This window comes from Paraburkholderia sp. GAS42 (assembly GCF_050436565.1).
Classification (GTDB): Bacteria; Pseudomonadota; Gammaproteobacteria; order Burkholderiales; family Burkholderiaceae; genus Paraburkholderia.
In genome coordinates this window covers 425,156-445,216 of the sequence record NZ_JBNDML010000004.1, presented here as the reverse complement: position 1 = coordinate 445,216, position 20,061 = coordinate 425,156, and the positions used below count along the sequence as shown (strand labels likewise).

General features: G+C 64.6%; 18 protein-coding genes. 2 read left to right on the top strand and 16 right to left on the bottom strand.

Features of this window, described 5'->3' with window-relative positions:
- Nucleotides 1-108: 108 nt before the first annotated feature.
- Complete coding sequence (locus tag P3T16_RS09335) at nt 109-1,800, top strand: GMC family oxidoreductase (RefSeq protein ID WP_429342024.1); 1,692 nt, start codon at nt 109-111, stop codon at nt 1,798-1,800.
- Here the strand turns inward: P3T16_RS09335 and P3T16_RS09330 are convergent.
- The 6 genes from P3T16_RS09330 to P3T16_RS09305 all read right to left on the bottom strand — a co-directional run bounded on the left by P3T16_RS09330 (nt 1,788) and on the right by P3T16_RS09305 (nt 8,131).
- The gene (locus P3T16_RS09330; protein ID WP_429342023.1) at nt 1,788-3,215 is read right to left on the bottom strand and encodes an aldehyde dehydrogenase family protein; all 1,428 of its coding nucleotides are present in this window, start codon (nt 3,213-3,215) and stop codon (nt 1,788-1,790) included. The two genes, P3T16_RS09335 and P3T16_RS09330, sit on opposite strands and share 13 nt — an antisense overlap.
- A 22-nt stretch (nt 3,216-3,237) precedes the next feature.
- Nucleotides 3,238-4,032, bottom strand: coding sequence for an ABC transporter permease (locus P3T16_RS09325; protein WP_429258612.1), 795 nt, complete (start codon nt 4,030-4,032; stop codon nt 3,238-3,240).
- Nucleotides 4,029-4,940: an ABC transporter permease gene (locus P3T16_RS09320; RefSeq protein ID WP_429342022.1), complete on the bottom strand. Its 912-nt coding sequence runs from the start codon at nt 4,938-4,940 to the stop codon at nt 4,029-4,031. The genes P3T16_RS09325 and P3T16_RS09320 overlap by 4 nt, the downstream gene beginning before the upstream one ends.
- Complete coding sequence (locus tag P3T16_RS09315; RefSeq protein WP_429258610.1) at nt 4,937-6,274, bottom strand: NAD(P)/FAD-dependent oxidoreductase; 1,338 nt, start codon at nt 6,272-6,274, stop codon at nt 4,937-4,939. The genes P3T16_RS09320 and P3T16_RS09315 overlap by 4 nt, the downstream gene beginning before the upstream one ends.
- A gap of 2 nt (nt 6,275-6,276) precedes the next feature.
- Nucleotides 6,277-6,987: an HAD-IA family hydrolase gene (locus P3T16_RS09310; RefSeq protein WP_429258609.1), complete on the bottom strand. Its 711-nt coding sequence runs from the start codon at nt 6,985-6,987 to the stop codon at nt 6,277-6,279.
- A 67-nt stretch (nt 6,988-7,054) separates the two neighbouring features.
- Complete coding sequence (locus tag P3T16_RS09305) at nt 7,055-8,131, bottom strand: ABC transporter ATP-binding protein (protein WP_429342021.1); 1,077 nt, start codon at nt 8,129-8,131, stop codon at nt 7,055-7,057.
- A gap of 99 nt (nt 8,132-8,230) precedes the next feature.
- On the opposite strand from P3T16_RS09305, the gene P3T16_RS09300 reads away from it, so the two are divergent.
- Nucleotides 8,231-9,202, top strand: a complete 972-nt coding sequence (locus P3T16_RS09300; protein WP_429258607.1) for a LysR family transcriptional regulator — start codon at nt 8,231-8,233, stop codon at nt 9,200-9,202.
- Between the two features lie 3 nt (nt 9,203-9,205).
- Here the strand turns inward: P3T16_RS09300 and P3T16_RS09295 are convergent, their stop codons facing one another.
- The 10 genes from P3T16_RS09295 to P3T16_RS09250 form a co-directional block, all read right to left on the bottom strand.
- The gene (locus P3T16_RS09295; protein ID WP_429342061.1) at nt 9,206-9,547 is read right to left on the bottom strand and encodes a helix-turn-helix domain-containing protein; all 342 of its coding nucleotides are present in this window, start codon (nt 9,545-9,547) and stop codon (nt 9,206-9,208) included.
- A 17-nt stretch (nt 9,548-9,564) separates the two neighbouring features.
- Nucleotides 9,565-10,734, bottom strand: coding sequence for an NAD(P)/FAD-dependent oxidoreductase (locus tag P3T16_RS09290; protein ID WP_429342020.1), 1,170 nt, complete (start codon nt 10,732-10,734; stop codon nt 9,565-9,567).
- Nucleotides 10,731-12,194 (bottom strand): FAD-dependent oxidoreductase, encoded by a 1,464-nt coding sequence (locus P3T16_RS09285; RefSeq protein ID WP_429342019.1) that lies wholly within the window; start codon nt 12,192-12,194, stop codon nt 10,731-10,733. The genes P3T16_RS09290 and P3T16_RS09285 overlap by 4 nt, the downstream gene beginning before the upstream one ends.
- A complete protein-coding gene (locus tag P3T16_RS09280) occupies nt 12,179-12,493 on the bottom strand; it encodes a (2Fe-2S)-binding protein (RefSeq protein ID WP_429258603.1) in 315 nt (104 codons plus the stop codon). The genes P3T16_RS09285 and P3T16_RS09280 overlap by 16 nt, the downstream gene beginning before the upstream one ends.
- Nucleotides 12,490-14,334: an ABC transporter ATP-binding protein gene (locus P3T16_RS09275; RefSeq protein ID WP_429342018.1), complete on the bottom strand. Its 1,845-nt coding sequence runs from the start codon at nt 14,332-14,334 to the stop codon at nt 12,490-12,492. The genes P3T16_RS09280 and P3T16_RS09275 overlap by 4 nt, the downstream gene beginning before the upstream one ends.
- Entirely contained in the window at nt 14,331-15,302 is a 972-nt protein-coding gene (locus tag P3T16_RS09270) for an ABC transporter permease (RefSeq protein WP_429342017.1), read from the bottom strand. The genes P3T16_RS09275 and P3T16_RS09270 overlap by 4 nt, the downstream gene beginning before the upstream one ends.
- Nucleotides 15,299-16,255, bottom strand: a complete 957-nt coding sequence (locus P3T16_RS09265) for an ABC transporter permease (protein ID WP_429342016.1) — start codon at nt 16,253-16,255, stop codon at nt 15,299-15,301. Before P3T16_RS09265 ends, P3T16_RS09270 begins: the two co-directional genes overlap by 4 nt.
- 98 nt (nt 16,256-16,353) lie before the next feature.
- A complete protein-coding gene (locus P3T16_RS09260) occupies nt 16,354-17,970 on the bottom strand; it encodes an ABC transporter substrate-binding protein (protein ID WP_429342015.1) in 1,617 nt (538 codons plus the stop codon).
- A 61-nt stretch (nt 17,971-18,031) separates the two neighbouring features.
- Nucleotides 18,032-19,306: an NAD(P)/FAD-dependent oxidoreductase gene (locus P3T16_RS09255; RefSeq protein ID WP_429258598.1), complete on the bottom strand. Its 1,275-nt coding sequence runs from the start codon at nt 19,304-19,306 to the stop codon at nt 18,032-18,034.
- A 41-nt stretch (nt 19,307-19,347) separates the two neighbouring features.
- Entirely contained in the window at nt 19,348-20,016 is a 669-nt protein-coding gene (locus P3T16_RS09250; protein ID WP_429342014.1) for a haloacid dehalogenase type II, read from the bottom strand.
- Nucleotides 20,017-20,061: the final 45 nt, after the last annotated feature.

Genomic DNA, 20,061 nt, shown 5'->3' with positions numbered 1-20,061 from the left:
CGAACTCCGTTCTTCGCGGGCGCTTTCGTTTCGCACGCGAGGACTCGATGCATTCACGGCGTTCAAACGAACGTGTAAACGAAACGCCTTCGCCTTCGCTTATCCAACGTGATCGACTATCTGATTCTCGGCGGCGGATCAGCCGGCTGCGTGCTCGCAGCGCGTCTGTCCGAAGATGCCGGCAAGACGGTGTGCCTCGTCGAGGCGGGCCGCGACATTTCGCAACGCACGATGCCTGCGGCGATTCGCAGCCGCTATCCGGGCCGTGCGTACCTCGACACGACGAACATCTGGCAGCAACTCAAGGCGCGCATGAGCGCGCCTGCAGCGACGCGTCGCTATGAACAGGCGCGGCTTCTCGGCGGCGGCTCGGCGATCAACGCGCTGATGGCCAATCGCGGCGCGCCCGCCGATTACGACGAGTGGGAACAACTCGGCGCGCATGGCTGGAACTGGCAAGCGTGTCTGCCGTACTTTCGCAAGCTCGAAACGGATTGCGATTTCGACGGCGAATTGCACGGCAAAAGCGGGCCACTGCGCATTCAGCGCACCGCGTGGGCGCACATTTCGCCGTTCGTGCGCGCGGTGCTCGATACGCTCGACAAGCGCGGCCATGCGCGACACGCGGATCAAAATGGTCCGTGGGAAGACGGTACGTTCGTCGGCGCGATTGGCGTGAGCGCGGCCGGCGAACGCATTCCCACTTCCGTCTGCTATCTCGACGATAACGTGCGCGCCCGGGCCAATCTGACGATCCGCACTGACTGCATGGTCGAACGCATTCTGTTCGAAGGCAAGCGCGCGGTTGGCGCACGCATGATCGATCGCGACGGCCAGCACGTTGAACTGCGCGCTGAACATGTGATCGCGTGCGCGGGCGCGATTCATAGCCCCGCGTTGCTGCTAAGAAGCGGCATCGGCCCCGCCGACGATCTCACCGCGTTAGGCATCGAAGTCCGCGCGCGTCGTGAAGGCGTGGGCCGCAATCTGATGGAACATCCGTCGATTGCCGTGTCTGCGTTTCTGCCGCGCAGCGCACGCGCGCTGTTTCCCGACGAGCATCACGAACAGGCTGTCGTGCGCTTTTCTTCGGGCTTGCCCGGCACCGCCAGCGGCGATATGCACGGCGCGATCCTGTCGCGTTCCGGCTGGCATTCGGTCGGATATCGGCTCGGAACGATTTTCTTCTGGATCAACAAGTCGTACTCGCGCGGACGGCTGAAACTGAAGTCGACCAGCGCATTCGATGAACCCGACGTCGATTTCGACATGCTGTCCGACGCGCGCGATCTGGAGCGCCTGAAGCTCGCGCTGCGCTTCGGCGCCGACACGCTCGCCGATGCGTCGATGGCCTCGTATCGCGACGCACCCTTTCCATCGAGCTATTCGCCGCGCGTCGCCGCCATCGCCGTGCCCGGCGCACGGAACGCGGTGCAGCGCGGCGCGTTGAGTGCATTGCTCGACATCGCCGGTCCGTTGCGCGGCTGGCTGATCCGGCGCGTCGTCACAGAAGGCGTGTCGTTGCAGCAACTGCTAGGCGACGATCACGCGCTGACGCAATTCGTCACGCGCTCGGTGGGCGGCACGTGGCATCCGTCGGGCACCTGCAAGATGGGCGCGGCCGACGATCCGCTCGCCGTGACCGATGCGCGCGGCGCGGTCTACGGGGTCGAACGGTTGCACGTCTGCGACGCGTCGCTGATGCCGTCCATTCCGTGCGCGAACACCAATATACCGACGATCATGCTCGCGGAGCGGATCGCCGATCTGTTGCGCGGCGAAGCGCGTCAGTCGCCGTAGCCGACGATGCCCTTCACTTCGAGAAACGCTTCGAGGCCCCATTCGCCATATTCGCGGCCATTGCCCGACTGCTTGTAGCCGCCAAACGGCGCGCCCGCGTCCCACGACGGATAGTTCACGTATACACTGCCCGCGCGCAACTGGAACGCGACACGTCGTGCCCGCGCGGCATCGGCAGATTGCACGTAGGCGGCGAGGCCGAACGGCGTGTCGTTGGCGATGGCGATGGCGTCTGCTTCGTCGCGATACGGCATGATCGCGAGCACCGGTCCGAAAATTTCTTCGCGGGCGATGCTCATCGAAGGCTTCACGTTCGCGAATACAGTCGGCCGCACGTAATAGCCGCGCGTCAAACCTTCGGGGCGACCGGTGCCGCCCGCCACGACTTGCGCGCCTTCGTCGATGCCGACCGCGATCAGCCGCTGCACACGCTCGAACTGGATTTCGCTGACGACAGGGCCCATCGTCGTGCGCGCGTCGTCGGCGGAACCGACACGCTGCGCCTGCGCCGCGCGCCGCGCGATTTCGACCGCTTCGTCATGACGCGACGCGGGCACGAGCATACGCGTCGGCGCATTGCACGACTGGCCGCTATTGCCGAAACACGAATTGACTCCCGCCGTGACGGCGGTCTCGAAGTCCACGTCGTCGAGCAGAATGTTCGCCGACTTGCCGCCCAGTTCCTGATGCACGCGCTTCACGGTCGGCGCGGCGAGCGTCGCGATCTCGATGCCCGCGCGCGTCGAACCGGTGAACGACACCATGTCCACATCGGGATGACGGCACAGCGCCGCGCCGACGGTCGGCCCGTCGCCGTTCACGAGATTGAACACGCCTCGCGGCACGCCCGCGGCGTCGAGAATCCCGGCGAACAGCACGGCGTTGAGCGGCGACACTTCGCTCGGCTTGAGCACCATCGTGCAACCCGCTGCGATGGCGGGCGCGACCTTGCACACGATCTGGTTGATCGGCCAGTTCCACGGCGTGATGAGCGCGACGACGCCGACCGCTTCGTGATTGATCAGCGTCGTGCCTTTCTTGCGCTGCCACGCGAACGTCTCGCAGGTGCGCAGCAGTTCTTCCAGATGCCGCTTGCCGAGCCCGGCCTGCCACGCGTGCGACAGCGCTTTCGGCGCGCCGATCTCGCGTGAGATCGTCGCGGCCATCTCGTCGTAGCGTTCGAGATACACAGCGAGAATGCGGCGAATCAATGCGAGACGTTCGGCGGGCGTGGTCTGCGAGAACGTGACGAACGCGCGCTTTGCAGCCGCGACCGCGCGGTTGACGTCCTGCTCGTTGCCGAGCGCGATTTCCGCGAAGGCTTCTTCCGTGCATGGATCGATCACGGGCAGACGCGCGTCGCCGGACGGCTCGACCCACGCGCCGTCGATATAAAACTTCAATGCATGGTTCATGCGGTTTTCCGTTCGAATGGAATCAGGCGCGCGCCATCGACGAACGCCGGCTCACGACGACGATCATCACCAGACACAGCGTGAGCGCCGTCAGCATCGTGCTGATGGCGGCGATGGTCGGATCGATTTCGTCGCGCAACGTGACGAACATGCGCCGTGTCAGCGTCTGATTCGATCCGCCCGAAATGAAGAGCGCGACAACCGTTTCATCCAGCGCCTGAATGAACACGAACACCGCGCCCGAGATGACGCTCGCCTTGATCTGCGGCAGCGTCACGGTCAGGAAACTGCGGAAGCGGTTCATGCCGAGACTGCGCGCGACCATCTCCTGCGAGCGATCGAACGTGCGCAGATCCGCACCGACCGAAATCAGCACGTAGGGCAAACCGAGCATCGTATCGGCGACGATCAGCCCGCCGAGCGTGTTCACATAACCCGCCTGCGAATACACGAAGAACACGCCCACCGCGACGATGATGATCGGCACCATCAAGGGCAGCATCAGCAAGGTCCGCAGATAACGCATGATCCAGTGCGTGCCGTGCTGCAACGCGTAAGCGGCGGCGATGCCGAGCGGCGTCGCGATGATTGCGGCGCTGACCGACGCGATCAGCGTCGTGCGGGCGGCGTCGATCCACGCGGGGTTATCGAAGAACGCGTGATACCAGCGCAGCGAATACGCGGGCGGCGGGAACGTCATGAAACGCGTATCGGAGAACGACAGCGGCACGACAATCAGAATCGGCAGCATCAGAAAGACGAGGATCAGCACGACCCCCGCGCCAAGAACGATTCTTCCGAATGAGATCCTGTTCATTTCGCGCCCAGCGTCTTTTCAAGTGGAATCACGCGGCTCGCGGCGTAGAAGATCGCGAACACGCAGATCAGCAGCACGACGCTCACTGCACTCGCCGCGCCCCAGCTGTTATAGATCTCAACGTTGCGGCTCACGACCATCGACACCATGATCGACTTGCCGCCGCCCATCAACTCAGGCGTGATGTAAAAGCCGAGGCACAGAATGAAGACGAGCGTGACGCCCGCGACGACGCCGCTCATCGACAGTGGCAAAAACACGCGCCAGAACACATGCAGCGGCGAGCCGCCAAGACTCGCGCCCGCTTGCGACAGGTTCGACGGAATCTTCTGCATCGCCGAATAGAGCGGCAGTACCATGAACGGCAGCAGGATATGCACCATCGCGATGATCGTGCCGAACTGGTTATAGGCGAGCTGTATGGGATGATCGATCAGCCCGCTCGCCATCAGCGCCTTGTTGACGAGCCCCGTGCGTTGCAGCAACACGAGCCACGCGTAAGTTCGCACGAGCACGCTCGTCCAGAACGGCAGAATCACCATGCCGAGAATCAGCGCGCTCAGCTTCGGCGGCAGCGACGTCGCGAAATACGCAACCGGATAGCCGAGCAGCAGCGTGATCGCCGTCACGATGAAGCTCAGTTTGAACGTCAGCAGAAACGTGTCGAGATACGTGCCGGTGAACATGCGCTGGTAGTTCGCGAGCGTGAAGCCGCCGTCGTGCCAGATCGACTGCCACGACAGCCACGCAAGGGGCACCACCAGCAACACGACGATCACGAACAGCGCCGGCGCGAGCAACAGCAGCATCGCGCGATCTTCGCGCTGCTGATGACGCACCGACGGATCGATTGTGGAAGCCGGCATCAACGCGTGTCCTTCGAGAATCCGTTTGGCTGTCGTCATCATGCACCTACGGCGTCGAGAAACTGATACCACGCAGCGACGAGCCGAACGCCCGGCGCGCGCAGCGAATGAAACGGCACCGGCCGCAAGCCCTGCTGCGCGAGCAGCGCAAGCTCAGGCGTCTCGCCGAGCGCAAGCGCGGCGGCATGCTGGCCGAGCAGGCTCGCCATCGCGATACCTGCACCGTTATACCCTAGACAAAAGGTCGTCGTGTCGTCACTGCGCCCGACATGCGGCAACGCATTGAAAGTCATGCCGACATAACCCGACCAGCGATACTCGACACGCACGCTCGCCAGATCGGGAAAGAGCGCGACCATTGCGCGCTGCAACGCATCGAAGCCGGTGTCCTCGCCTTCCTTGCCGAACGCATCGCGGCCGCCAAATAACATGCGTCCGTCGACCTTGCGAAACCACTTCATCATGCGGCGCGTTTCCGTATAGCTGCGCCGCTGCGGCATCAGTTTCGCATCGAGTTCCGGCGACAGCCGCCCGGTCGCGATCATCGCGCTGCGAAACGGCACGAGTTCGCGCTGATACGGCGCGGTCGCGGAAGTCAGCCCGGAATACGCATTCGTCGCGACGATCACCTGCTTCGCGCGCACCGTGCCGCCAGGCGTGCGCAGCGTGACGCCCGGGCCGGTTCGCGCGCGCGTCATCTCGACGATCGGCGTCGATTCGTAGATCGGCACATGCCGCGCCGTGAGTCCGCGTGCGAGGCCGCGCACATATTCGAGCGGCAAGATCGTGCCCGCGTCCGCGCTCAACACGCCGCCGACAAATCCCGTCGATCCCGTCTCGTGCGTCACTTCTTCACGCGATTGCACCGTCATCGACGTGTCGCCGAGCGCCGTGCGCACCCAGTCGGCCTCAGCGCGAATCGCGGCGAACGCGTGCCCGGTATGCGCGCAGCGCAGGCTGCCCGTATGCTCGAACTGCGCGCGCTCCAGCTTGAATTCGTCGATGAGCGATTCGACCACACGCACGCCATCATGCGCGAGACGATGCATGCGCCGCGCGGTGTCGAGACCATGCATGCGTTCGATCGTCGGAAACGACAGCCTGAACTTCGACGACACCACGCCGCCATTGCGGCCGCTTGCGCCCCAACCCACCGGGTTCGCGTCGAACACCGCGCAATCGACGCCGCGCTTTTGCAACGCATACGCCGCCGCCAGCCCTGAATAACCCGCGCCGATCACCGCCACGTCGACGATCAGATCGCGATTGAGCGGCGTGCCCGTGCTGACGGGCGCGTGTGTCACGGGCGCTCTGGCGGCCATCGCCCGCCAGAGCGAATCGGGTTGCGGGCGCAACGGTGTGGTCGGGGCGAGCATGATCAGGCCGCGCGTGCTTCGGCTTCGACGGCGTCCGCAAGCGCGGCGAGCGTCGCGAATTTGAACGTCGGCGCGGTTACCGCTTCGGGCACCGGCGTCGCGCCGAAACCCTTCAGGCCCTGGCGGCGCTCGATCCAGCACGTTGCATAACCGAGCTTCGTCGCGATGCCGATATCGTGATACTGGCTTTGCGCCGTATGCAGAATCTCACCGAACTTGAAGCCGAACGCCGCCTGACGACCACGGTTGTAGGCGAAGAATTGCGGATCGGGTTTCGCGACGCCGGTTTCATCGCAACAGACGGTATCGTCGAACGGATCGCCGAGCGTATGCGCATACGCCGACAACGCAACGCGGTCCGCATTCGTCATCGCCACCAGCCGATAGTGCTTGCGCAGGCGCTTGAGCGCCGCCACCGAGTCTTCGAACGCGGGCCATTCGAGCACGTCGCGCTGAAATGCAGCGGCCGATTGCGCGTCGTCGGGCAAACCCAGTTCTTTTGCGAGCGACAGATATACGTTTGCCATTTCATGGCTCGAACGGCCCGGCCAGGCCGCGCGGCCGCGCATGTACGGTTCGAAAATCTGTTCGTCGGTCAGGTCTTTCGCCGCCGCGCCGCCCAGGCGTCGCACGGACGCGAGCACGCCCTTTTCGAAGTTGATCAGCGTGCCGACGACATCGAACGTCAGGACCTTGAAATCGGTGAGCTTCATTGCTTCATCCTTTGCAGTTGCGTGAAATCCGAAAGCGGAATTGCCCGTACGCGGGCGGCGAGTGAAATCAGGCGGGCACAACGATGGTGTCGAGCGGATCGAGCGCGACCATCATCTGCGCGCCCGGTTCGGGAATGCGCTTGCGCGCTTCGTAATTGCCAGGTTGTCTCAAGCTGATGGCCGTCCCGTCGGCAAGCGTCGCGAACACGCGCAGGCTTTCGCCCTGGTACAGCACTTCAGTGACGCGGCACGACAGGCGATTCGCGTTCGCGTGCGCATCGTTGCCGTCGATCACGAGCTTTTCGGTCTGCACGGCGAGCAGCAACCTGTCGCCGCGCGGCAGCGGATGCGCAGTGCGCAGCACGGTTTCGCCGAGCCTGACGGCATCGTCGCCCGCGCGGCTCACGCCGAGCAGCGTCGCTTCGCCGATAAAGCTCGCGACAAACGCATCGCACGGCCGGTCATATAGACGCTCCGGCGTATCGATCTGCACGAGCTTGCCGTTCTTCAGCACCGCGACGCGGTCGCTCATCGTGAGCGCCTCGCGTTGATCGTGCGTGACATAGACGATCGTCGCGCCCAGCTTGCGATGCAGGCGGCGCAATTCGATCTGCATGGTTTCGCGCAACTGCTTGTCGAGCGCGGAGAGCGGCTCGTCCATCAAAATGAGTTGCGGCTCGAACACCATTGCGCGCGCAAGCGCGACACGCTGGCGCTGACCACCCGAAAGCTGGCTGATGCCGCGCCCTTCGTAGCCGCTCAATTCGACCATCGCAAGTGCATCGGCGACTTTTTTCGCCCAGCCCGCTTTCGGCTCGCGCCGCGCGCGCAGCGCAAAGGCGACGTTCTCGCCGACCGTCATATGCGGAAAGAGCGCGTAGTTCTGAAACACGATGCCGATGTTGCGCTTGTGCGGCGGCGCAAATGTAATGTCGCGTTCGCCGACCCAGACCGTGCCCGAACTCGGCTGAACGAAGCCGCCGAGAATGCCGAGCAGCGTCGTCTTGCCTGAACCCGACGGTCCCAGCAACGACACGAATTCGCCCGGCGCGATATCGAGTGAGACGTCGTCCAGCGCGACCACCGGACCGTAGCGCTTCACTGCCGACCGGATGGAAACTCCCGTTTTCGCTCGTGCATCCATGACGTCTGTCTCGCTAGAAAGCCTGCATTGAAGAAAATATAAGTCGCGATGTTTTTGGCGGCAATTCCCAAATTGTTGGATCGGGCATAACATCAGGTCATGCCAAACCTTCGCAAGAAACTGCCCAGCGCCAACGCGCTGTTCGTGTTCGAGGCAGCCGCGCGCTGCGGCAACTTCACGCGCGCCGCACAGGAACTGTATGTCAGCCAGCCCGCTGTGAGCCGCATGCTCGCGCGCATGGAGGACCATATCGGCGTGCGGTTGTTCGAGCGCGTGCGCGGCGGCATCGAACTGACCGAAAACGGCAAGATCCTGTATCGGAAGATTTCGGAAGGCTTTAGCGGCATCGAAAGTGCGATCCGCGAAATCGAGGCACGCTCGACGGGCGTGGAATCGGTCACGCTGTCGGTGTCGACGGGCTTTACGACGCATTGGCTGATGCCGCGCATGAGCCGTTTGAATCAGGCGTTTCCGTCCATCGATCTGCGTTTTCAGCTGATTTCCGGGCGCATTGGCGGGCCGCTCGTCGACGTCGATCTGGGCATGCGTTTTCTGCGAGAAGACGAGATCGACGAGAACAGCGTGTTCGTGATGCCGGAAACGCTGTTGCCGGTGTGCAATCAGCGTTATCACGAGATGTCGCAAACCGATGCGCATCGCGAACACGGCGACACGGTGATCGTGATGGACGACGAAGAGCGCGGCTGGCACGACCGCTTCGCGGCGTTTGCCGGACACGGGCGGCACGTCGCCGGCATGCTGAGCTTCAACGATTACGCAATCGTCGTGCAGGCTGCGCTGCTCGGTCAGGGCATCGCGCTTGGCTGGCTCAACGTGGTGTCGCACTGGCTGGCGCAAGCCGCACTGATGCCCGCCGAGGCCGAATTGATCACGACGAGCCGCCGCTGCTGTCTCGTATGGCCCGTGAGCCGGCCGGCGCGGCCGATCGTCACCGAAGTCTGCGACTGGCTGATCGAAGAAATGCGCAACGATATGCGCATCGTCGATCGCACGTATCCAGACCTTGGATTGCGCGCGGCGCTGAAGCAGTCAGGTCTCGTGCTTGGTTGAACCTTACGCGGCCTTGATTGCGCGCGCGCTTTGCAGGAAAGTACTCGGCGTCATGCCGCAAAAGCGCTTGAAGTGCCGCGCCAGATGACTCTGGTCGAAAAAGCCCACTTCCGCCGCCACCACCGATCCAGGCATGCCCGCGAGCAACAGCGTCTGCGCGCGCCGCACGCGCACGCCGCACAGATACTTGTACGGCGACAACCCAAACTGCTGCCGGAACACAGTCGCAAAACGCGACACGCTCAACGCCGACATGTCCGCAAGTTGCGCAAGACTCACGGCCTGATCGAAGTGCGACTCGATGAAAGCAAGCGCGTTGTCGAGAGGCGCGGGCGCGCGCGGCATCGATTGATTGAAGGTGTTCATGAAGAAATCTCGATTGTTGGCGCGACGGTGAGTGCGTGCGGCGCGCTCAGGAATCGTCTGATGGAAAAGGCGTCGAGCGGAATCGGCGTGTGGCCTTTGTCGATCAGTTCGGCCAGCGTCTCGCCGACACCCGGCCCGATCTGAAAACCCGCACCGCAGAAACCGAACGCATAGAACAGGCCGTCGATCTTCGCGCTGGGTCCGATCACCGGTTCGCCATCGGGCAGATAACTTTCGACACCACTCCATACGCGAATCACGTTGAGCGCGGAGATCGCCGGCACCAGACGCCGGAACTGTGCGATCTGCCCGATCGTATTTTCCGGCAGGACGGATGCGCGGCATGTCGCAGCATCGGCGGGCCCGGGTGGGCCGCCGCCGAGAATGATGTTGCCGCGCGGAATCTGCCGGAAGTACACGCTCTCTGCCTTGATCGACGTGTACACGCCCATCGACGCACGGAACACATACGGTACGGGTTCCGTCACGGCCATCTGGGGTCCGCGCGCGACGAGCGGCGCCGGCTCGCCGAACTGCTCGCTGAGCCGGGTTGCCCACGCGCCCGTGCAGATCACCAGTTGCGGCGCGCGATAGACGTCACCGGTCGAACTCTCGACCCGGAACTCGCCGCCCTCTTTTTCGACACGCACGATCTCGGTGTTCTCGACGATCTGCGCGCCGAGCCGCGCCGCCGCGCGGGCAAACACCGGTGCTGCGAGCCGCGGATTGGCGTGCCCGTCGAGCGGCGAGATCGAAGCGGCCAGCACTTCACGGCCCAAAAACGGAAACCGTTCGAACATGGCCGCGCCGTGCAGCACTTCGAGGTCGAGACCGTAGGCGCGTGCGTCCGCGGCGTAGCGATCGAAGTATTCGGCGTCGTGCGCGTGATAGCAGACACGCGTGTGGCCCGACGCGAGAAATTCGACATCTTCGCCGAGCAGTTCCCGCGCGCGACGCCAGGTGGCCAGCGCGCGATTCGCGATCGCGAGTTGCGGCAACGCACGACCCTGACGGCGAATCCCGCCGAAATTCACGCCGCTTGCCTGCTGTCCGGTCAAACCGCGTTCGAGCAGCACCACCGAGCGGTTGCGCCGCCGCAAAAAAAACGCGGTCGACGTCCCCATGATGCCGCCGCCGATGACGATCACGTCGGCTTGCTGACTCATTCGCTGAACTCCCGTGCTTCGTTCGATTCATCCCGCCCATGCTGCGCATGGTGCGTACGTTGCTTACGTTGACTATCGCAATCCGGGACTTCATCCGACGCGTCGAGCGCCATCGGCAGCGGCTTCACCGGCGCCTGGCCACGCAGCCGTCCAACCGATGACAGCGGCACACGCGCTTCAGCCGCGATCACTTCGGCCGCGGCATGGGCGCAAAATCGCCCCTGGCATCGGCCCATGCCGACGCGCGAAAATGCCTTCGCGCGATTCGCTTCCTGTGCGCCGGTTTCGCGGACGACGCCGCGCAACTCGCCAGCCGTCACTGCTTCGCAGCGACACACGATGGTGTTATCGGGCAGACTCGCAGCGAAACGCGCGGGCCATGGAAACGCCGCGCGCAAGCCCGCCGCGAAACGGCTGAAACGCGCGAGCCGGATACGGACCCGGTCGGCGCCCTGCACGGCGATGCCGAGATCGTCCAGCGCCGCGAGTGCGGCAAGGCGCCCCGACAGTTCCGCCGCATCGGCGCCGCGTACGCGTGCGCCGTCGCCGGCGAGGTAGACGCCCGCCACGCTCGAACGACCATCGGTATCGACCTCGGGTAGCCACTGGTGGCTCGCGTCGTCGAAACGGAACGCGCAGCCCGCGAGATCCGCCAGTTGCGTTTCAGGACGCAGGTGATAACCGAGACCCACGGCATCACAATCGAATGACAACCGCTCGCCGTTGGCCAACGCCACCTGCACGCCGGTCACGCCACGCTCCGCGGAACCGGCGATCAAAACCGGCGTCACGCCACGATGCACCGGCACGCGCGCCCGTCGCAGCACACCGAGGAGCGCCATGCCTTTGCGCACGGCAGCGGGTATCGCGAGCAGTTGCGGCAACGCGCGGAACCGGTCGAGCGAACGGGACGTGTCGAGCACCGCGGACACCGTCGCGCCCGCCTTCACATATTGCGCGGCGACCAGATACAGCAGCGGCCCCGTACCCATGAACACGGTCCGCGCACCGATCGCGCAGCCTTGCGACTTCAACGCGACCTGCGCACCGCCGAGGCTGTACGTGCCTGCCAGATGCCAGCCGGGCACCGGCATCAGCCGGTCGGTCGCGCCGCTGCAGACGATCAGCGCATCGAACCCGAGTTGCCGGTAACGCGTGCCACTAACCACATGCACGGCCTTCGGCCCGATGTTCCAGACCAGCGTCCCGGGCAGATAGTCGATCTGGCCGCTCTCGCGCAGTGCATCGAAATCGCGATGCAGCGAAGCGGCCCGGTCCGCCTCCGTCCCATATAACGTCTTGTACGAACGTGAAAACCCTTCCGGTTGCCGCCGATAGATCTGTCCGCCGTCGCGCCGGCCCTCGTCGATCACGACCGGCCGCAGTCCCGCTTCGACGAGCGCCGCAGCCGCCCGGACGCCCGCCGGCCCCGTGCCGATCACGATCACCCGCGTGGCCATACGCCCTCCGTGCGATCGTTCAGACGCGTGAGCACCGACATGCCCGGCGCCGCGGGTGTCGTGCAGGCGCGCAGGCGTTCGCCGTCCGCCGTCCAGACCCAGCAGTCCTGGCATGCGCCCATCAGACAGAATCCCGCACGGCGCGCATCTCCAAACTCGGAATCGCGTAAGGCGTCCTGTGCGGTCAGCAGCGCGACCATCAAGGTGTCGCCTTCGGCGGCCTGCGTCGTCACGCCGTCGACTGTGATGGAAAACTGCTTGCGTCCCGTTTCCGCGACGCGTACAAAACGGGCTTTCATGCGTGCACCGCCTCGATCGTCTGGATGCGGGCCAGTTCCGCCTCCGAATGATGGCAAAGAATTTCCGCGCCGCTCGACAGCTTCTTCACGGACGGCGCCGTCACGTTGCATTTCCCGTCGATGCGCACCGGACAGCGCGCGCGGAAGCCGCACAGATCGCCGGCCTGGTTCGCCTGCGTGGTCGATGCGGCCATGGGCGGCAATGCAGTACTCGCTACGGCACGGCGCGAATCGAGCCAGCCCGGCCGCAATGCCGGCACCGAATCGACCAGTAATCCCGTGTAAGGGTGATACGGCGGCGCAGTGAGCACGTCGCGTTGCCCCGCTTCGACGCGCTGCCCGGCGTACAACACCATGACTTCGTCGCAGATCGCCCGCACCGTCGAGATGTCGTGACTGATGAACATGTACGACACGCCGAGTTCGCGGCGCAGTTCGACGAGCAGATCGAGGATCGCTGCGCCGACCACCGTATCGAGCGCGGACGTGACTTCGTCGCAGAGGATCAGCGCGGGATCGGCGGCGAGTGCGCGCGCCAGATTCACGCGCTGCTTCTGGCCGCCCGACAGTCCACCCGGTTGCCGCTTCGCTATCGATGCCGGCAACTTCACGAGGTCGAGCAGTTCGAGCATCCGCTTCTGCGCCGCAGCGCCCTTCAGGCCGTGATAGAACTTCATCGGCCGCGCGAGGATGTCGGCGATCGTGCTGCTCGGGTTCAACGCCGTATCGGCGTTCTGGAACACGATCTGGATGCGGCGATACTGGTCGAGCGTGCGTTGGGACAGCTTCGCGGGCAACGGTTTGCCGTCGAGCAACACTTCGCCGTGCGCGCGGTCAACCAGACCGGCCACCACGCGCGCCAACGTCGTCTTGCCCGAACCGGATTCGCCGATCACGCCGAGCGCACTGCCGCGCGCGATCCGCAGGCTGATGTCGTCGAGCACGCGCACCGCCGGCACACCCTTCGCGTCGACGCGCCCGTAGCCCGCGCTCAGCCGGTGAATTTCGAGCACGGGCGGTGCGTTGTCCTGCTCCGCACCGAGCGTCAATCCGGATTCCGGACGACGGGTTGCCGCAAGCAACTGACGCGTGTAATCGTTGACAGGCGCGTCGAGCACCTGCAACGTCGAACCGTTCTCGCGCACCGTGCCGCCGTTCAGGACAACGATGCGGTCCGCCATCTGCGCGACGACGGCAAGATCGTGCGACACATACACCGCCGTCGTGCCAAGTTCACGCACGACGCTTTTGAAGGCCGCCAGCACTTCGATCTGCGTCGTCACATCGAGCGCAGTGGTCGGCTCGTCGAACACGACCACGGCGGGATCGGTGATCAACGCCATCGCCGCCATCAAACGTTGCAACTGGCCGCCCGACACCTGGTGCGGATATCGGTCGCCGATCGTCTCCGGCGAAGGCAGCGCCAGCGAACGAAACAGCCCGATCGCCTTGTCACGCGCGGCAGCCGGTGTCATCAGGCGGTGCAGCAGCGCGGGCTCGGTCACCTGATCGATGATCGTGCGCGCCGGATTGAAGCCGGCGGACGCGCTCTGCGCGACATAGGCAACGGTGCGTGCACGCAACGCCCGGCGGCCCTTTTCGTCGAGCGCCAGCACGTCGACGTTGCCGATCCGCACCGAGCCGCCCGCGATCGAGCAGCCCGCGCGCGCATAGCCGAGCAGCGCCAGCGCGATCGTCGTCTTGCCGGAACCCGATTCACCGATCAGCGCCAGCACCTCACCCTGCTTCACGGTGAAACTGACGCCTTTCACGATTTCGGTCAGCGAGTCCGGCACGGCGCCCGCGACCACGCACAGGCCCTTCACTTCGACCATGTTCATTTTCCGGCTCCCTGGCCACGGCCGCTGTGGCGCCGCACGCTGTCGATCAACAGATTCACGCCGACGGTCAGCGTCGCGATCGCGACAGCCGGCATCAGCACGGCCGGCGCGCCCTCGGCGAGCCCGCCGATGTTCTCGCGCACGAGCGAGCCCCAGTCGGCGTCCGGCGGCTGCACGCCGAGACCGAGAAAACTCAGCCCGCTCAGCAGCAGCACGATGAATACGAACCGCAGGCCGAAATCGGCGAGCATCGGATGAATCATGTTCGGCAGGACTTCGACGCGCGCGATATAAAACAGCCCTTCTCCGCGCGCCTTCGCGACCTGCACGTATTCGAGCGCCATCAGGTTCACCGCGAGCGAGCGCGAGATGCGGAACGCGCCGGGGATATAGGCGAGCGCCGCGACCAGCGTCAGCATCGTGATCGATGAGCCGAACGCCGCGATCACGACCAGCGCGAGCACCTTGCTCGGAATCGAGATCAACGCGTCGAACAGGCGGCTTAACACTTCATCGACCCAGCGCGCCGACACTGCGGCAAGCAGGCCGAAAAACGTGCCGATGGAGCTTGCCAGCACCGCCGCCGCAAGCGCGAGGCCGACCGTATAACGCGTGCCATAGAGAATGCGGCTCAGCATGTCGCGGCCGAGAAAGTCGGTGCCGAGCGGATAGGCCGCGCTGCAATGGCCGAAAATCTCCGTCGATGTCAGCGCGCCGCCGTTGTACGGCGCAACCAGCGGCCCGATGAATGCGACCGCGAGCCAGAACACAACAATGACGAAACCGATCAGACCGAGCAGCGAAAAACGTCGCACGAAGCGGCGCAGTGAGCCGGTGCTCGCAACCGGAGCGGCCGATGTTTCCGGCAGCGGATCACGTGATGACGGCTCAACGCGATCGTCCGGTTCGCCGTTCTCGGATACCGAATAGAGAACGGTCGTGGCATGGGAAGTGGCGGGTCGGTTCATCGTTGACGCAACCTCGGGTTGGATACGATCTGACACAGGTCGGCGATCAGCACGAGCGCGAGATACGCCACGCAGAACACCATCACGCAGCCCTGCACGAGCGGCATATCGCGATTCGTGACGGCATCGACCATCAGGCTCGCAAGACCGGGATAGTTGAAGATCGATTCGACGATCACCACGCCGCCGAACAGATACGACAGGCTCAGCGCCACCGCATTGGCGATCGGCCCGATCGTATTGGGCAGCACGTGGCGCAGCACGACACGCATCGGCGATGCGCCCTTCAGCACGGCCATCTCCACATACGAAGCGTTGAGCTGATCGAGGACGGCGGCACGCGTCATCCGTGCCATCTGTGCGACGATCACGCAGCACAGTGTCATCACCGGCATCGCGTAGATGCGCACCAGGGCGCCGAACGACGACACCTCCGACAGATACGAGAGCGCAGGCAGCCAGCGCAGCTTCACCGCAAAAATCAGCACGGCGACGGTCGCGATCAGGAATTCGGGCACGGCGACCGTCGACAGCGTGAGTACGTTGAGCGCGCGGTCGAGCAGCGAGCCGCGGAACATCGCGGAGGCGATGCCGATCACGAGCGCAACCGGCACCGATACCAGCGCGGTGAGCCCCGCCAGCACCAGCGAATTTGGCAGACGCGTGGCGATCAGCTGGCTCACGGGCAGATTATTCGATAGCGACTGGCCGAAGTTTCCGCTCAGCATGTGCGCGAGCCACTGGAAGTAGCGCTGCAACGCAGGCTGATCGAGGCCGAACTGATGACGCAGCGCCTCGACGGCTTCGGGCGTGGCGGCCTGGCCGAGCGCCTGTTGAGCCGCATCGCCAGGAAGCAGGCCGGTGATCGCGAACACCGCGGCCGACACCAGCAACAGCGTGAGCAGCCCGAGCCCGAGGCGCGCGGCGATGAGTCGTTGCGCGTGTGCTTTCATCGTGTATCGCCTCCTTCGAGTGAAACCGTGCGCCGCAGCCGCAGCGGCGCACGTTTGCAGCAAACAGCAGGACGGCCGGAGCCGGGCCGCGTCAAGCGTCAAGCTTCAAGCCAGACGTTCTCGGCGAATGCAAAACCCATCAGGCCGGCAAGCGGAATCGAGCCGAGGCCCTGCAGCTTCGACGTATGCGCGTCGAGCGAGCTCTGGAACAACGGGATGCCAATGCCGCCGGTGTCGTGCACGAGCACCTGCATGTCGCCGTAGATCTGCTTGCGCTTCGCTTCGTCCGGTTCGCCGCGGGCAGCGACCAGCATCTGGTCGAACTTCGCGCTCTTCCAGTTCGCTTCGTTCCACGGCGCGTCCGACTTGAAGAACTGCGTGAACAGCACGTCGGCGCTCGGGCGTGCGTTCACCGAACCGAAGCCGAGCGGATGCTTCATCCAGTGGTTCGACCAGTAGCCGTCAGCGGGCACGCGCGTGACCTGCAGGTTGAGGCCGGCTTGCGGCGCGACCTGTTGCAGCAGCATCGCCATTTCGACCGACCCTTCGGCCGCGGGCGACGCAACGATCTGCACCGGCGCATTGCCGAGCTTTGCCTTCTGGAAGTAGAACTTCGCTTTCGACGGATCGAACGTGCGTTGCGGCAGGCCGGCCATGTAGTACTTGTTGGTCGGGTCGATCGGCTGATCGTTGCCGATCGCGCCGTAACCGCGGAACACCGCGCGGCGGATCTGTTCGCGATCGAACAGGTACGTCATGCCACGCCGGAAGTCCTCAGTGCCGGTGATGCCGCCTTCGTCGCGCATGATCAGGTCGGTGTACTGACCGGTCTTCGTTTCGAGCACCGTGAAGCCGCTGGTGCCCTTGATGCGGTCGGTCGAACGCGGGCTCACGGCGTTGATCAGCTGCACGTCGCCGGAGAGCAGCGCATTCACGCGCGCGGATTCGTCGCCGATGCCGATCAGCTCGATCTCGTCGAGGTGCGGCATGCCCGGCTTCCAGTACTTCTCGTTCTTCACGCCGACCGTGCGCACGCCCGGTGAGAATTCCCTGACCTTGAACGGGCCGGTGCCGACTGCCGTTGTGAAGTCCTTCGTGCCGTCCTTGATGATCAGGAAGTGCGACGTCGCGAGAATCACCGGCAGGTCGGCGTTCGCGCCTTCCAGCGTGATCGTTACTTCGTTCGGGCCGGTGGCCTTCACATCCTTGATCTGGTCGGCGAGGGTCTTCGCCTTCGATGCAGTCGCCGGGTCCTTGTGGCGCATGATCGAGTAGACCACGTCGGCGGGGGCGAGCGACTTGCCGTCATGGAACTGCACGCCACTGCGCAGCTTGACGACCCACACGGTCGCGTCTTTCGTATCCAGCGATTCGGCCAGCGCCATCTTCGCGCCAAGGTGCGAGTCGAGTTCGGTCAGGCCGTTATAGAACATGTTGGCGCGTACATAGTCAGTGCCGAGTGCGCCCTTGGCTGGATCGAGCGTATCCGACGCGGACGACGACTGCGTCGCCACGCGGATCTTGCCGCCCTGCTTCGGCTTGGCTTGCGCAAATGCCGCGCCGCTCTTCGCCAGCAAGCCCGCGCCCGTCAGCGACATCAGGCCGCCGGCGGCCATCGCGCGCAGTACTTCGCGTCGTGATGCGCCGCGCCGGGTCAGCTCTTCCAGCCGGATGCCGGCTTGCGTCAGTGCGTCAGGCGATTTGTCGTGGTTCATCGAAAGTACTCCGCGTGAGGTGGTTCGTGGTGTCCCGTAGCCTGTCGCTGTCGGGCAGGGGTCAATAAAAAACGTCTTTGATCTGGTAATACGCGCCGACGAGCGGCAGAAACCACGGCTTGCCCGTGTGCCCGGGAATCGCAGGCCAGTCGAAATCGCGCCACGGATTCGCCGCTGCGTTGCCGCCGATCACATCGGCCATCACCTGGCCCATGTGCGTCGACATCTGCGTGCCGTGGCCGCTGTAGCCCATCGAGTAATACACGCCGTCGTGCTGGCCGGCGCGCGGCAGACGGTCGGCCGTGATGTCGACGAGACCGCCCCAGCAATAGTCGATACGCGCGTGGGCGAGCTCCGGGAACACCCGCGCGAGACCGGCTTGCAGGATGCGGCCGCTCTTCGCATCCGAAGGCTGCTCGGATGCGGTGAATCGCGCCCGGCCGCCGAACAGCAGGCGCGAATCCGGCGTCATGCGGAAGTAGTTGTGCATCAGGCGGCTCGTCGTGTACGAACGGCGCTTCGGCAGCAGTTGCGCGAGCAGCGCGGGCGGCAACGGCTCGGTCACGACGATGAACGAGCCGATGGGCGCCATACGCCGCCGATACCAGCCGAACGGTCCGTGCCGCGAAGGGCCGGTGGCGATCAGCACCTGGCTTGCGCGCACTTCGCCACGCGCCGACACGATCCGGTATGCACCGCCTTCCTTCTGGATCGCACTGACCTCGGCGTGTTCGAAAAGCCGCGCGCCGTTGCGGACCGCTGCGTTGGCGAGGCCGGCGGCGAACTTGCCCATATGCATCTGTCCGCCGTGCTTTTGCAGCAGCCCGCCGAAAAAGCTGTCCGATGCGACTTCGTTGCGAATCCTTTCCCTGCCGATGACTTCGACATCCGGATCGACTTCACGCCGGATCAGCTCGGCGGTTTTTTCCAGATGATCGAGGTGATGCGGTTTTGCGGCGAGTTTCAGCTTGCCCGTCGCCAGGTAGTCGCAGTCGATGCGTTCTTCGCGAATCAACCGCTCGACCGTATCGACTGCCGCCGCGTACGCGAGGTAACACTGCTGCGCGCGTTCGACGCCGAGTTGCGCGCGCAGCGCCGCGTAGTCCTGCGCGACACCGGTGTTGCACTGGCCGCCGTTGCGGCCCGATGCGCCACCGCCCAGGCGCCCCGCGTCGAGCACCGCGACCGACGCGCCACGCTTGCCGAGCGCAAGCGCCGCCGACAGCCCGGTGAAGCCGCCGCCGATCACGGCGACGTCGACCCGCGCATCGGGCGGCCCTTCGGCTGCCGCCATGCCGGCGGGCGCCGTGTCGAGCCAGTACGAATCGAGCTTCATCGGATGTCCCTGTGCGATGCAGACGATGTGGGCGTGGGCGCTTACAGGCCCAGCAGCGTGGCGAGACCGCCGATGTCGTCGACTTCGTAGTACTGGTAGTACGGTGTCGACGGTTCGTGGCCGCGCTTGACGAAAGCCTTGTGCCTGACGCCCATGTCGTGCGCGGTCATCAGGTCGTAACGCAGGCTCGACGACACGTGCAGCACGTCTTCCGGGTTGCAGTCGAGCTGGTCGAACATGTATTCGAAGCCCTGCATGCGCGGCTTGTACGACTGCGCCTGCTGTGCGGTGAAGACCTTGTGAAACGGCGCGCCGAGCTTGTCGACGTTGCTCTGGATCTGGTCGTTCGATGCGTTCGACAGGATCACCAGTTTGTACTTCTTCGCGAGGCGCGACAGACCTTCCGGCACGTCGGGGTGCGGGCCCCAGGTCGGCACCGCCTTGTAGAACTTTTCGGCTTCCGCTTCATTGAACGCGATGTTCATGCGCTGGCAGGCCCGGCGCACCGAATTGACGACCACGTCGCGGTACGGTTTCCAGGCGCCGAGCACCTCGTCGCGACGATAGCCGGCGAAGAACGTGACGAATTTCTCCAGCTGTTCGCCTTGCAGGCGGTCGGCGAACAGTTCGCGCGCCATGTCCGCCATACGAAATTTCGTCAATGTGCCGTAGCAGTCGAACGTGATGTACTTCGGCTCGAAATCGATCATGGTGTCAGTCCTTTCGTGTAAGTGAGCCCGTCCGGAGCTCAGGGG